Annotated in this window: 16 protein-coding genes; all 16 read left to right on the top strand. The window is 40.1% G+C overall.

Annotation, left to right across the window (positions count from 1 at the left end; translation table 11 throughout):
• Positions 1-433, top strand: a 433-nt coding sequence (locus tag J655_RS25400) for a phage tail tube protein (protein WP_032052305.1), incomplete at its 5' end; no start/stop codon positions are given.
• A gap of 69 nt (positions 434-502) precedes the next feature.
• Complete coding sequence (locus J655_RS09615; RefSeq protein WP_032052306.1) at positions 503-1,018, top strand: hypothetical protein; 516 nt, start codon at positions 503-505, stop codon at positions 1,016-1,018.
• Positions 1,019-1,343: 325 nt separating this feature from the next.
• Positions 1,344-1,526, top strand: a complete 183-nt coding sequence (locus J655_RS09620) for a type II toxin-antitoxin system HicA family toxin (protein ID WP_000838146.1) — start codon at positions 1,344-1,346, stop codon at positions 1,524-1,526.
• Positions 1,527-1,618: 92 nt separating this feature from the next.
• Positions 1,619-2,023, top strand: coding sequence for a type II toxin-antitoxin system HicB family antitoxin (locus J655_RS09625; RefSeq protein ID WP_032052307.1), 405 nt, complete (start codon positions 1,619-1,621; stop codon positions 2,021-2,023).
• A 98-nt stretch (positions 2,024-2,121) separates the two neighbouring features.
• Entirely contained in the window at positions 2,122-2,640 is a 519-nt protein-coding gene (locus J655_RS09630; protein ID WP_004793706.1) for a DUF4468 domain-containing protein, read from the top strand.
• Positions 2,641-2,704: 64 nt separating this feature from the next.
• Positions 2,705-3,205 (top strand): hypothetical protein, encoded by a 501-nt coding sequence (locus J655_RS09635; protein WP_004793705.1) that lies wholly within the window; start codon positions 2,705-2,707, stop codon positions 3,203-3,205.
• 122 nt (positions 3,206-3,327) lie between these two features.
• Positions 3,328-3,486 carry a hypothetical protein gene (locus J655_RS25295; RefSeq protein WP_004793704.1) on the top strand — a complete coding sequence of 53 codons (159 nt, stop codon included), beginning with the start codon at positions 3,328-3,330 and terminating at the stop codon, positions 3,484-3,486.
• A gap of 151 nt (positions 3,487-3,637) precedes the next feature.
• Complete coding sequence (locus J655_RS09640) at positions 3,638-8,551, top strand: tape measure protein (RefSeq protein WP_032052308.1); 4,914 nt, start codon at positions 3,638-3,640, stop codon at positions 8,549-8,551.
• 50 nt (positions 8,552-8,601) lie between these two features.
• Positions 8,602-9,000: a hypothetical protein gene (locus J655_RS09645; protein WP_000277438.1), complete on the top strand. Its 399-nt coding sequence runs from the start codon at positions 8,602-8,604 to the stop codon at positions 8,998-9,000.
• Positions 9,000-9,506 carry a DUF1833 family protein gene (locus J655_RS09650; protein WP_000368381.1) on the top strand — a complete coding sequence of 169 codons (507 nt, stop codon included), beginning with the start codon at positions 9,000-9,002 and terminating at the stop codon, positions 9,504-9,506. Before J655_RS09645 ends, J655_RS09650 begins: the two co-directional genes overlap by 1 nt.
• Positions 9,503-9,865, top strand: a complete 363-nt coding sequence (locus J655_RS0104300; protein ID WP_000835156.1) for a hypothetical protein — start codon at positions 9,503-9,505, stop codon at positions 9,863-9,865. Before J655_RS09650 ends, J655_RS0104300 begins: the two co-directional genes overlap by 4 nt.
• Positions 9,858-13,304 (top strand): host specificity factor TipJ family phage tail protein, encoded by a 3,447-nt coding sequence (locus tag J655_RS09655; RefSeq protein ID WP_032052309.1) that lies wholly within the window; start codon positions 9,858-9,860, stop codon positions 13,302-13,304. Before J655_RS0104300 ends, J655_RS09655 begins: the two co-directional genes overlap by 8 nt.
• Positions 13,305-13,373: 69 nt before the next feature.
• The gene (locus J655_RS09660; RefSeq protein WP_032052310.1) at positions 13,374-13,655 is read left to right on the top strand and encodes a phage holin; all 282 of its coding nucleotides are present in this window, start codon (positions 13,374-13,376) and stop codon (positions 13,653-13,655) included.
• Positions 13,648-13,869 (top strand): hypothetical protein, encoded by a 222-nt coding sequence (locus J655_RS0104305; RefSeq protein WP_032052311.1) that lies wholly within the window; start codon positions 13,648-13,650, stop codon positions 13,867-13,869. The genes J655_RS09660 and J655_RS0104305 overlap by 8 nt, the downstream gene beginning before the upstream one ends.
• Before the next feature lie 57 nt (positions 13,870-13,926).
• Positions 13,927-14,472: a glycoside hydrolase family 108 protein gene (locus tag J655_RS09665; protein WP_032052312.1), complete on the top strand. Its 546-nt coding sequence runs from the start codon at positions 13,927-13,929 to the stop codon at positions 14,470-14,472.
• Complete coding sequence (locus tag J655_RS09670) at positions 14,473-14,790, top strand: DUF6527 family protein (RefSeq protein WP_032052313.1); 318 nt, start codon at positions 14,473-14,475, stop codon at positions 14,788-14,790.
• Positions 14,791-14,859 lie beyond the last annotated feature (69 nt).

Below are 14,859 nucleotides of genomic sequence, written 5' to 3' on the forward strand. Positions count from 1 at the left end.
ATCGACTCGCCCTCTAGTGAGTATGCCAAACGTTGAAAAGCTACTTATTAATGGTCAGTCAATTCAAGGTAAAGCTTGTCTGCAGACACTCACCATCAACTTTAATAATAATCTGGAAGCGATCCGTTGTATCGGTTCTGGTAAGTACACGCCTGAGTTCTACTTAGAAAAAATGATGGATATTGGTGTAAATGCCAATTTCATGTTCTCAGCAACATCTGCTGCTTGGATTGATGCAATCAAGACTCGTGATGTATTTACGCTGACCTTTGATATTACCGATAGCAAGGGAAGTAAATACTCATTTAATTTCCCACAGCTTGAAGTCAAGGAAGCAAATCATCCGGATGGTGGTGGAGATGACATCATTACTGTAGATATCAATTTTGCCCAAGTGCGTACCAGTCCAACGATTGTACGTGCTCTTGTGTAATCAACTTATTCAGTAACAAAGCCTATGGAATCCCATGGGCTTTTTTATTTCTAAAAATTAGAGGTTGCTATGGCTTTAAAAGTCGGAATTATTAAAAGCTCGGACGTATCAAAATGGTGCGAATACAAAGGTGCTGATGGAGAGGTACAGGCAGAGTTCAAAGTCCGTGGTATCGCTTATAAGCCTTTTCAGGTAGCTATTGAACGAGCAGGAAATCAGATCTCGTCTAAAGGCTATGATGTGATGGTCAAAGATGAAAATGCCAAGCTTTACCACGAGCTTTTAATGGATGCATGTGCTGCCCACTTAATTGAAGACTGGAAAGGTGTGGTATTTGCCGAAATCGTAGACGGTAAAACTGTTGAGACCGAAAAACCATATACACCTGAGAATGCCTCAAAGCTTCTTAATCTTGGTGATATTGGTATTTCAATCTGGCTATTCATTAAAGAACAGGCCCAGAAGATTCAGGAAGAAGCCGACAAGGACAAGGCTTTAATTCTGGGAAAGTCATCGAGCTCTACAAATACCAAAAAACGTATGCGTCGAAAACGCCGCACGAAATCGAACAAATCAAGTTCTTAGGTGGTCGTATTCCTGATCCGCCAGAGTATTCTTATGCGGCTGATTCCATTCTTTCGGCATTTAGCACCATATGCCGATCCAGACGGTATGAGCAGGGCATCCCGTTATCTTTAGATCAGCAGGCAATCAATGTCTATGCAGAGCATAATGATTTACCAGTAGCTGCTCATATCTTTAATGACTGTATTTTTGCATTGGATAACTTGTTTTTAGATGAAGCCCATAAAAAAATAAATTCCAAGTCCTCAAAAAAGTAACCCTAGAGTTATTTACATATAATAACTCTAGGGTTATTATTATCTCATCAAGTTAATAAGGGATTGGTGTGAAAAGTCTGGATTTAATCAAAATGATTGAAGCAGATGGTTGGTATGAGGTTAGGGTTTCAGGAAGTCATCATCACTTTAAACACCCAACCAAAAAGGGGTTAGTTACAATCCCACATCCTAAAAAGGATTTACCAAACGGAACTGTTAAAAGCATTTTGAAACAAGCGGGTCTAAATTGACCCGCTGTTTCCCGACTTTAAATACTATATCCCTTACAACTAATCATAACGCAGTGGGCGATATGTTTATGCCAAGGGCATGGAGTGTTGAGATGTTATATCCAATTGCAATTGAACGAGGATCAGATACTGAGGCATTTGGTGTCACTGTTCCTGATATTCCAGGTTGTTTTAGTGCTGGTGACACACTTGAAGAAGCTATTGAGAATGTTAAAGAAGCTATTTCAGGCCATTTAGAAATATTGGCTGAAGATGGTGAGGAAATCCCATTAGCTTCCGAACTAGTTAAATTTGTCGATGATCCTAAATATAAAGGAATGATCTGGGCGGTTACCGAAGTTGATGTTAGTCGTTATCTGGGTAAACCAGAAAAAATCAATGTTACTTTACCAAGCCGTTTGATTCGTAAAATTGATGAGAATGTAGGTAAAGGTAAGAGATATACTACTCGATCGGCTTTCTTGGCTGCTGGTGCTGAAAAACTTTTACATGCATAGCCTGATTTAAAAGACCACCTTCGGGTGGTCTTGCTTTATGTGACATTTAATGATCAGTTTGTTAAAGTTAGTACACTTTATAACAAATGGATTACATTATGAAAAAGGTTTTAATGGCGGGATTTCTTGGATTCGGCTTGGTAGGGTGCGTATCAATGCCAACACCTACAGATAAACCTATGACAGATATAGTTGAAGTTGTTGATGTTGGTGGTAAAACTAAAGATCAATTATTTGAACAATCAAAAGTTTGGATTGCTAGGTCGTTTAAGTCAGCAAACAATGTAATTCAATATCAAGATAAGGCGTCAGGACGTATTATTGGCAAAGGAAATATTCCTTTTCCTTGCAGTGGGTTTATTGATTGTGGTGCTTTCGGCAAAGACAAGGTTAATTTTACTATTCAAATAGATACAAAAGACAATAAGGCTCGCGTATTTATATCGGACATAACTGCAACCTCATTAACGTATGTTCAGGGTGGAATTAATAATATTGGACAAGAAAGACCAATATTGATTCTTGAGCATCAGCAACGAATTGATGCAAAACTTAAAGAAGTAGTTCAACAATATAAGACTGATGTGGTTAAGCAACAAGTCGATAATAATTGGTAATTAACATGAGCACTCAGGGCATGGGTGTTCTTATTTTATTAAGTATTAAATTGTAGTGATTAATATGAAAAAACTTATTTTATTATTGGCATTGGTTTTATTTCCTGTAATAGCTTTAGCTAAAGGGCTTGGTTACAGCAATACTCAGTGGGGAATGAATCCCGAACAGGTGGTCAAGGCTGAAAAAGGTAAGGCGCAAATTATTAAACCAAAGAAATATGACTCTGGTTTAAGTAAGGTGCAGATAGAAGATCTAGAAATTGATAAAAGTAAATATACGGTTAATTTTATTTTTGATAATTCAGATCATCTAATAGAGACAATAATTACTAGCAATGAAAAAGAGAGTGCTGGAATTATTAATCTGCAATTTGCCTCATTAAATAAGTTGCTTAGTCAAAAATATGGAAAACCTCAGTTTAGTGATGAAAAGACTGTAACTTGGAAAACTAATAGCACTACTATTGAGTTAAGCCGAATTGCAATTGCAAGTATTTCATTTGCTCAGGTTAGTGTGAGTTACTACCCTAATAGTAAAGCAAGTGCAGATGCTTCAAAATTATAATTTTCTTGGTATTAAAAAAGCACCCTAGGGTGCTTTTTTAATACCAAAAACAAAACCCCGATGCGTCAACATCGGGGTTTTTTACAACTTAACCGGAGCAAGATTAAGGAGAAATACAATCTATGCCTGAAATTATAGCAGTAATTGTGCAAAAAGTAGAGGTAATTATGAAAGAACATGGCTACTGGAAAGTAACAGGATCTGTTTTGCTTGGCATTTTGATTTGGCAGTTTTCAAACATACTTAATGCAACTGCCAAATTGATTGAGGTCATTCGATGAAAGAAAAATATAATTGGTGGGATGCATGTAAGTCATCATTCATAATTTCCATACCAATCCTAATCTGGAAATTACCAGAAATCATTGCAGCGATTAAAGCCTAAAACCGACCTATAAATGGTCGGTTTTTTATTGCCTAGAGGAAAGTAAAATGGCACAAGAATCACGTCTCGTCATTGTAATTGATGCAAAAAATGCAGAGCGAAATGCGCGTAATCTAGGCAATGAATTAGATAGCATTGAGCGCAAGGGAGACTTTGCCACGAAGTCTATGGATGGTTTGTCTGTCGCTACGCGTCAACTTGCTGGACACATGGCTGGTTTATTAACAGTAGGTTCAGCCATTTCAAAGATGGATACATATACTGGATTACAAAATCGCCTTAAGTTAGTCACTAACAATCAAGTTGAACTAAATAAAGCAACGGAAGACACTTTCCGAATTGCTCAAAAAACCTATTCAGCTTGGGATTCTGTATTACAGGTATATCAACGCTTTAGTGACAATGCTAAAACACTGAATTTAACTATGGATGACACAGCACGTTTAACTGAAACAGTTTCTAAAGCTGTAGCAATTAGTGGTGCAAGTGCAGAAGCAGCTGATGCAGCTTTAGTACAATTTGGGCAGGCTTTGGCAAGCGGTACATTACGTGGTGAAGAACTCAACTCAGTTATGGAACAAACACCAGCTCTAGCAAAGGCTATTGCTCAAGGCATGGGGATCACCGTAGGAGAGTTGCGTTCAGTTGCGGCTGAAGGAAAAATTACTTCACAAGAAATCGTGAAAGCACTTAGAAATGTCCAAGATGAAGTTGATACTCTTTTTGCTAAAACTGACATTACAATTGGTCAATCATTAACTCTACTTAATAATGAAATTACTAAATTTGTAGGAGAGGCTGGTAAAGGAAGCGGAGCAGCACAGGCTTTATCAGGATCGATTCAGTTATTAGCAAATAATTTGAATTTAATTGCAGACAGTGCATTTGCCATAGGTATTGGCTTAATGACAAAAGCCGTTTTAACAAAAACGGTTGCTGTACAAGCGAGTATTGCTGCGTCAACCAAACAAGTGTTTGCCACAATTGCTGAACGTAATGCAAATATTGCAGCAGCAAAAGCTGAGGTGGAATCTGCGCTTGCCGAAGCACAAAGTACGCAGGTGACACTAACGAACATCAAAGCTACTCATGCTCAGATCATGGCAGAAATAGAACTCGAAAAAGTTCGTTTAAAAGCCCAAATCACTGAACAAGGTCGCACGGCTACCATCACACGAATGGCTCAGCTTGGACGATTACAAGCTCAAGTTGCGTTAGAGGTTGCTGCCGCAGAAACAGCTCAATCAGCATCATCTGCAAGATTATCAGCAGCCTTAACAGCGCAATCTGTTGCTACAAGTCGTTTAGCTTTGGCAAAGTCAGCGCTTATGGCGATTTTTAGCCCAATGGGTTTAGCAATTGCAGCAACAGCCGCATCTTTCTATTTACTAAGCAGCAGTTCGGATGAAGTCAAAGAGTCTCTTGCAACACAATCTGACTCGGTTAGTGATTTAACAGATAAGTACATAAAGTTAAATACTGTGCAAGCATTAACAGAGGGTGTGCGGTTACGCAAAGAGATTGAGCAGCAAAATGATGCAATTGATGATGCTAGTGGAGCTATCAAACGTTTTGCTTATATCCAAAAGGAATTATTTAAATTATCTGGCAGTGATTATGAAGATTATCAAAATGCCATTAAGTCTATTGCTACAGGTGCAAGCGATGCAGGTGATCTCTTAAAAAAGATGATTTCATCTGGTCGTTTTAGTCAGAACCAAATTGATAAACTCATTGAGTTCTCTAGTGCGGTAGCAGAATCTAAAAATAAGATTGAGCAGGGTAATACTGCTCTAAAACTCTTAAATGCTACTTCTGGACAACATGTTGAGGTAACGGCCGAATCAATTAAGCAATTAACAATTCAAACAAACTTAACAAAAGTCGCTACTCAAAATTTCACTGACATGAAAACACAAATGCTTGATTCATTACGAGCACAAGTAGAATTCATTCGGTTAAATGGTGGTAGCGAAGAACAAGTTAAATCGTTGAATAAGGTAATCCAGGCATATTCTTTAAATCAAATTTCAGCAACTGATGCTGTGAGTAAGTTCAACAGTACTGCCAAAGTTCCTGCTGAAAATATCAAGGGGTTACAGGATTATGCTACTAAAACGGATCAGTCTAAAATTGCGTTGAATCAGGCTAATGCTGAGCTGAAGAAACAAAACGACTTACGTAATGAGTACCTAAAACAACATCAAACTGTACTTGGTGCTCAACAAGGAGAAACAAATGAATTAAATAACCAAGTCGCTGCACAAGAAAAGTTAAATAAGTTACGAGACAACGCCAACAAAGATATTCTGAAAAATGATTTTCTTATAAAAAACACTAAGGCATTTGGTGGTGGCGAAAAGGGTCTTGATAAGGCGCGTGCGGCATCAGAGTTTTATACCGACAATAAAATTCCGATGACTAGAAGTTTAACTAGTCAGGAAGCTGCAATTTTTGAGGCTTGGTATAAGAAGCAGAAGGAAGCCAAGGACTTACAAGAAAGTATTACCGAATCTAGCAGAAAGCAAACAAAAGAGGTTGAAAAACAAACCAAAGAGTTTGCCAAACAAGCTGTTCTACTTGCTGGAAATGATGAGCGAGTGAGAAATATGCTTCGGGTTTACCAATCCTTCCGTAATGCAGGCTTAGGCGATAAACAAGCTCGTGTAATGACAGCTCAAGTTGGACGAGAGACTGATTTTAGAAATGAGGCAATGTTTGGTAGTCACAAAGATGCCAATAATGGTTATACCAACACAGGATTTTTATCATGGCAAAAAAGTCGCTCAACTAAATTAATGCAGTCTTTACAAGGGCAAGGAGTCTTGGATAAAAACGGTAAAATCCAGCAAACTCAAGATGCATTGGATGCAATGGCTAAACATGCTGTGCAAGAGGCGATGACCGACAAAAGTTATAGTAAATCTAAAGCAGCTCTTCTTAATGACGATTTAGACTATCGAAGTTTAGAGAGAATTGTTGCCAAAAATTTTGTTGGCTGGGACTATGACGGGAAAAAGCTTGGCAAAGCTAAAGCTTCACAGCATTTAGCCAAACAAGACTCTTACTATAATCAGCTTAGTAAAATTTTAGGAGATAACCCCGAAGCAGCCTCAAAAGCAATCGGCGATCTTTCGAAGTTCGAAGATGAAGCATATAAGGCACGTGCTAAAACTCTTGAGGAAGTTAAGCAGCTCCAAGCAACATATGATTCAGAAACAGTTGCTAGAAGCAAAAAACGTGAGGAGGAAATCAACAAAGCAACCATTTTAGGTCAATCAAATTTAATCCCAAAAATTAATGAGCGTTATGATGCTGAAGACAAGTTAGCTCAGAAGCAATTTGATTTTGAAGTAAATGGTTATAAGTGGACTGAAGAACAAAAGCTTGATTACACATATGAAACTAATTCTTTGCGATTAGTTGCTGAAGGCAAACTCTCTGAAGATCAAAGAAAGGTTGCTTTAGATGGCCTGAAATTGCAAAAGCAGCAAGAACTTGAGCTTATAGAGTTGGCTCGTGAAAAACAGTTACTTGAGGCGAAAAGCTCATACATGGGCGAGACTGAGCTAGCAGTAAGGCGGTATCAAGCCGAGTTAAAAGAGATTGAAAAAGTTAGAGATGCCAAACTAAAAGCTGGGTTGCTTAGCGCTAATAATATGGGGCAATTTCAGACTTTAGATAGCGCATCAGATAAGGTTTTTCAGAGCGGTTTTAATGCTTCACAACAAGTATTTCAACAAAATGACCCGCGAGAGTATGCTCAATGGGATTTGCAAAATCGGTATTCAACTGATGCAGGAGGGCTATTAAATACATATATAGACCAAATTAATGGTATTAATCTAATTGCTGATGAGGAACAGAGGAACTCGCAATTATTGGCAGCGCGAGAGCAATATTTACAATCCAGAAAAGCACTGGATGAAAAATATGCTCAAGATGAACGGGACCTGAATAGCTCACTTTTTGAAACCCAATTGGGGCAACTTAGTAGCTTAACAAGTCAGCTTAGTGGCTACTGGTCAAATATGACTGGAATTGTTAAAAATGCAGCGGGCGAGCAATCTGGTATATACAAGGGCATGTATATAGCACAGCAAGCATTCGCAATTGGCTCAGCCACAATTAGCGCGTTACAGGCGTATAACCAGATTCTAGCAAGTCCGTGGTATTTGGATGTAATTAGCAAATCAACAGCAGCCAACCTTGTGCTTGGGATGGGGATGGCGAATGTTGGTCTAATCGCTGGACAAACTATAGCCGGCTTCTCTGATGGCGGCTATACAGGAAATGGGCTTAAACATACTCCAGCAGGCATTGTGCACAAAGGAGAGGTGGTCTGGTCCCAAGAAGACATTAAACGCTGGGGGGGAGTTGGTTTAGTTGAGAAAATGCGTAAGAGTGCAAACCCTGAAGCTTTTCTCAATAATAATGCCTCAGCAGATAGTGTCATGCGCCGTGCAATGATGAGCTCTAATGCCTTTATAGAAAGCCAAAAGCAATCTGATATCTTTAATCAACCGGTTCAAGATACTCAGATTATTTATAAGGGTAATAGAAGCGTACCTATCGCTTCTTCTTCGGCCAGTTCTGATCTATTCCACGATGGCAAGGTCTACTTCTCATCCAATGGTTTAGTTCAGGATCGAACAAATCTTGAAGATGTGCAGGACTTTACCTCAGGTCAATCTCCGCGCCCTCAAGCTGAGTTTATGCCTTCAATTGAGTCTATTTCACCGACAATCAATTTTAAAATTGAAGTCATTAATCATGTGAGTGGGGCTACTGTTGAAGCTGAAAAACTGGATGAGAAAACAGTCCGAATCATCGTCAAGGAAGAACTAGATAAGCAACTTCCAAAAGCGGTACCACGATTAGTAAGCGAGGATATTAAAAATCCAAACTCTCTAATTAGCCGCTCTTTGAGTGAGAATACAACTGCAAGACGAAACCGTTAATCAATAAAACCACCTTTCGGGGTGGTTTTTTTATTACCTGAAGGAAAGTTATGTACAAGTTAAAGCTAAATCCTCAGACCAGCGGCTATGGCGTAACACCAGGTGATGATGTGAAACGTCAGCAGATGGATGGCGGACGTGGTCGCTATTACATCGATGTAAAACGTAATAGCCACATTGTTGATGTGAACTGGAATTTAAGTAAAACCGATTTCAATAAAATGATGGCCTTCTGGCGGATCTATCAGAATAAGCCAGCTTCATTTTATGCGGATCTGGTGATTGATCAGGGAGCACGTCAGCAATATCTATGCAATTTCATTCCAAACTCGTTCAAGACCAATGAAGTGAATGGCAACCTTTACCGGGTAAATGCACAGCTCGAAGTTGTTCAAAACCAGCCTAACCTTACTGCCGATATCGCTTTGATTAAGGATTGGGAGGTCTAATGGATAACGAATATGCCAAATTCTTTTTCAATCGGAAAGTTGATGTCTATCAATTGGAGTGTATTGAGCTTTCTCATCCTTCTTTTATGAATACATACCGAATAGTCCGTAATGATGACCGAGGTGTTTATGTTCAACATAAGGAGGGATCCGGTCAGGTCTATTATGAATTTTTGCCAGCATCTATTCAAAGATCCGGAATGCTGGGTGATCTGGACCAGACATTAACAGTCTCTATATCTGGTTTAGGGGATGTAATGCCGGATGAGTTTGAACGGGTAATCGAAGGCCAATATCCCGATGTAAAGCCAACAGTAAATTACCGGATTTACAGTTCAGACAATCTGAATTCTCCAATGTTTTATTTACTCGGACTGCAACTCTCCAGTGTTGCAATGAACCATAAAGCTGTGACATTCAAGGCTGAATCACCAAGATTAAATACTGCGAAGACTGGAGATATCTTTTCGCTTGATCGTTTTAGTGGTTTGAAGGGGGCTATATGAAGAGTCACGATCATTTGCTCGATAAGCAATATGACGAGGAACACTACAACTGTGTTCACTTCGCGCATGAAGCTGCAATGGATCTATATGATATTGATCGAGGAGAGGCGCTTGAGTTTTTTATGAAGCCCGTCAAAGAGAAGGTATTTCTGCCATCAAGATTGAAGTTACTAAATCCATTGCCCATGCCCAAGGAAGGCTGCATAGTCGCCTTTCACTCTAGATACCGAAACAAGCCCCCACATGTGGGGCTTTTTCGTTTGGGGCGTATTTTGCATTTGCAGGAATCAGGCGTTTCATGGATGCCAATTCAAGTCGTTCAAGCATTTGGATTTAATCGTGTGAGTTTCTATGATTAAGATTATTTATAAACAAGACCCTTTATCCGAAGACAAAACAATTGAACACGCTGAAACTTTGGGTCAATGGCTTACTTCAAAATATGACCATATGCCTGAGCATGTCCGTATTTTTCATACCATAAGCAATATGGATCATGCGGAAATTTCATTTGCGAATGAAGTCACACCGAAGAATGCATATGAATTAAAGCAGCTCGATTTCTTGCCAGGCACTTTCATTGTAATTGAGAATCCCAAGGGTATAGACCCCATAACTCTAGCTTGGATAGCGGTTGCTTCTATAGTTATGGGTGTGGCTGTTGCATTATTAATGCCTGTGCCCTCAATTACCCAAACCAACCAGAATAACAATCAATCCTCGTCTGCAAATAACGAATTATCAAACCGTGAAAATAAAACTCGCGTAAATGGTCGTATCGCAGATATTTATGGTGCCGCTCACGATACCCCTGATCTGATTACTGTGCCTTACAAGGTATATGAAAACAATGTCGAAGTAGAGCATGTTGTTGGTTGTATTGGTCGTGGTCACTATAAAATTAACGGTGCATATGACGGTGAAACCAACATTGTTGATATTGCCGGCGCATCGGTAGAAGTCTTTCGACCGGGTGTCGATATTGTCTCGGGTGAGCCATATTTCTCGCTTGGTACCGAAATTACAACTCCACCCTTAACAGTTCAGCATCAAACTTCTGTTAATGGCCAAGTTTTACGTCCTGCTGATACACAATCTTTAGAAGGTACGAACTACCTTCATTTTGCATATCCAAACGAGATTCTTCGGGCAACGGCAAACAACACAGATTTAACCACTAAGTTTGTAAGTAATGACCGCGTAGAAATCACGAATGCCTCATTCACGTTTAACGGCCAGACTTATGATTTAAACGGTACTTACAGTGTTCTATCGGTAGCTGATGATCGAATGACGTTATCAAATCCGGCGGCCGTTAATGCTAACTGGTTAAAAGTTAAAGAGTTAAGTGCCCAGCAAACAGCAGCTTTATCACCAAAGATCAGTTCAATAGGTGAAAAGTGGATTGGTCCATTCATTCTGGACAATGTCGAACGAAGTCGGGTGCTATGTAACTTTGTGGCCACAAATGGACTTTACACAGTTTCTTCAGGTGGAAATCAGGGAGCTGTAAACGTCACGATTGAAGTAGAAGTAACGCCGGTAAATGAATCGGGTGCAGCCATTGGTAATCCAATGCTAAAGCAGATCATTCTAAAGGGTTCGGCAAAGTCACGTCAGACAGTTGGCGCAACGCTGGATATGGTGACATTTCAAGGTCGCTGTAGTGTCCGTGCACGTCGTTTAACACCAACACCGGCGGTTACAACGGTAGTAGATGAAGTAAAGTGGCAGGCGCTTTATGGTGCTTATCCTTTGCAAAGCACAGTGTATGAACATGAAACGGTTTTTCGTGCGCGCACTTATGCAACCACTGGAGCTTTATCTGTTAAGTCCCGCAAGATCAATTTTGATCTTCAGCGGATGTTACCGACTTTTAAAAACGGCGCAATGACGACAGAGCTATTTCCAACATCAAGCTTTGCTGATGCATTGGTTTCAATGGCACTGGATGACAAGATAGGCCGCCGTACGATCGACGAAATAGATCTGGAAAATATCTATCGGACTTATAACGATGTAGTTGATTATTTTGGTACACCACTTGCGGCTGAGTTCTGTACTACGATTGATGATACAAACCTGTCTTTTGAAGAGCTGGTCACCAATCTTTGTGATGCCGTGTTTTGTACTGCATATCGGCAAAATAATAAGCTCAAGCTTTATTTTGAACGTCCAACTGATAACTCGGTAATGCTGTTTAACTTCAGGAATATCATTCCGGATAGTTACAAGCATGACCTGACCTTTGGCGTGATGGATGACTACGACGGACTGATCTATGAATACACGGATCCGACCGACGATAGTCGTATCAATATCTATCTACCGGATAAAGGGGCCAAGAACCCCAAAGAGGTGAAATCTGTAGGTGTGCGTAACAAGTGGCAAGCTCATTTTAATGCGTACCGGCTTTGGAACAAGCTTCGCTTCCAGCGCAAATCCATTACCTTTGATGCGGCACCAGAATCAGAATTACTGGTTTTACGTGACCGGATTGCAGTAGCGGATTATCGAAATGGTATTCATCAAAGCGGTGATGTAGTTCAGCAAGAGGGATTAATTCTTACCCTAAGCCATGATGTCGATTTCATTGCAGGCAAGAGTTATGTGATTTATCTGCAAATGGGAGATGGCAGCGTTGATCTAATTCCTGTTACTGCTGGATCAGCTAAGAATAAGATGATCTTAGGACGTTTGCCAAACGGTGCACTCAAACTAAGTTCTGATGATTTTGTTAATACCATTTATACGGTTGTTAATGATGATACAAAGGATTCATTACCTTATCTGGTTGCTAAGAAAGATCCGGTTGATAAGTTCTCAAATACGATTACTGCAGTCAATTACGATGTGCGTTATTACCTCAACGATAAAGACTTTATTGACGTGCCAGTTGATGATTCACCGATTTACATTCGATATGACCAGTTAGATATTAATCTTGCACGTCTATATCAGATGCAAAGAGGTGATTTGCCAACAACTGGTGAAATTAGCTTTATTGTTGAAGCTGGTGCTTTGGTTTCGAGTTCTAGTTCTCTTAGACCTGAAACACGAATGGTTTATAAATTTGATTATGACAGACAGAACCTTGAATTTATTGTTCCTGCTGCACCTGAGTTACCAGCGATTGATACTGGAGAGTTTCCTTCTGGTCTTACCGTAAATCTTACGATCAAAGGTTCTGTTGTAGGGCGCGGTGGCGATGGAGGGTTACCACATTTAGCATATGCAGGACTATCAAATGACCCAGATTACAACTTTGCTAAAGCCCGCCGTGATGGGTTTCAGGGCGCACCGGGTTTAATGAACCGGCATAGTAAATTGAACCTGATCATAGATGGCGGAACATTGGCTCGGGGGGGCTCAGGTGGTGGGGCTACACCAAGTGGTATTTACACGGGGCTGAATTATGGAGTTCAAGGTGTTCCTGGTGGAGCTGGAGCACCGTTTGGTCGAGTTATGACTGGACAGCCAATCTACAATGATACTCAGGACTGGCGTTGGTATCTCGAAGGGGGTTATTTATTGGTTGTTAAAGTTACAGATGCTGAAGCTGAGATTCCAGGTAAGGGATATAGAACTCCTAATGATGGTCGTTATGTATCACCTTTATCTGGTGATGGAGGAGGCTGGGGCCAACGTGGTACTAAGTCTACCAATGATGGGACATGGAACTGGCAATATCATGGTACAACTGAAGGCCAACCAGGAGCGGGTGGTACCGCAATTGTTGGAGTAGCACCACTAACGACACAATTGATAAATGGAGGGAAAATCTTACAAACCCTTTAATACTTTGAAAGAACTTAGAGCACCCAAAAGGGTGCTTTTTTATTGCCCAAGATCTGGAGGAAGGCATGCATGAACGATCAAACAAATAGTGTTGTAGAAGCAGCTGCAAGTACGGCTGCCGCGACTGCAACAAAATTCACTTATGGCTATGTAGTAGGAGGCAGCTTGATCGGTGTAATAGGCAAAATTGATTGGGCCGTTGTCTTTTCAATCTTAATCGGTATAGCAACCTACCTAACAAATCTTTATTTCAAAAAACGAGATGAGAAGCGTAAGGACGAGATTCATAAGCTTCAAACAAAGCAATACGAGCTGACTAAAAAACGTTTAAAAGGTGATGGTGATGAGTAGTGAAAACACCCGGACATATTTGGCATACATGGTAATTGCTATGTCATTCCTCTGTGTTCTTGGCTTGTTCTTTATTGAATATCCAGACAAAAACCGTGATTTATTAAACGTGTCACTAGGCACGTTGCTTGGGTTATCAAGTGCTGTGATTGCCTTCTATTTTGGATCTACCAATAAACAAAAGAAAGAAACTGAAGATTCAAATCATCAGTAACTATTCAACCTTAAATACCGCCTTCGGGCGGTTTTTTATTATCTGAGGAAAATTGAAATGAACATCGAACAATATCTTGAAGAACTAATCAAGCGTGAAGGTGGTTATGTAAATAACCCTGCTGATCGAGGTGGTGCAACTAAATACGGTATTACTGAAGCAGTTGCTCGAGCAAACGGATTTAAAGGAAACATGAAAGATTTGCCGCTTGATGTCGCCAAGTCTATTTATCGCAAAAACTATTGGACAGCTCCGCGTTTTGATCAGGTGAATACAATTAGCTCTGCTGTAGCTGAAGAACTATTAGATACTGGTGTGAACTGTGGTACTGGATTCGCAAAGCCTCTATTGCAACGTGCATTGAACTTGCTAAACAATCAGGGTAAAGCGGGCTGGTCTGACTTATCAGTAGATGGGGTTTATGGTCCAGCTACTTTAAATGCACTTAAAACATTTTTAGCCAAGCGGGGCAAAGAAGGTGAAAAGGTATTAGTCCGTGTACTTAATATTATGCAAGGACAACGCTATATCGAGATTTGTGAGCGGAATAAAAGCCAAGAGCAATTTTTTTACGGTTGGATTGCTAATCGAGTGGTGATCTAAATGACTCAAGCAGAAACAGTAACTGAGCTCACTCCATATTTAGAATACTGGAGCAGCGGCATCTATATGTTTAAGTGCCCCGGTTGCAAATATTTACATCCCTTCCATGTAAAAGAGGGCGCACATCATAATGGTAGTATTTGGAACTTTAATGGTGATGTTGAAAAGCCAACATTTACCCCTTCATTACTTGTTAATGATCATTCCCCAGAAAGCCGATGCCATCTGTTTTTGACTGAGGGGAAGATTCAATTTTTATCTGACTGTCATCATGAATTGGCTGGTCAAACGGTCGACATGGTTCCGATCGATGTTTAGGGCGTTATTGCTGTGTATTCTATTATCTGGCTGCACAGCCTATACGATCAAAAATAATATTAGAGTCAG

Origin of the sequence: Acinetobacter sp. 1294243, from assembly GCF_000588015.1 — a bacterium.
In the GTDB taxonomy this organism is placed as follows: Bacteria; Pseudomonadota; Gammaproteobacteria; order Pseudomonadales; family Moraxellaceae; genus Acinetobacter; species Acinetobacter pittii.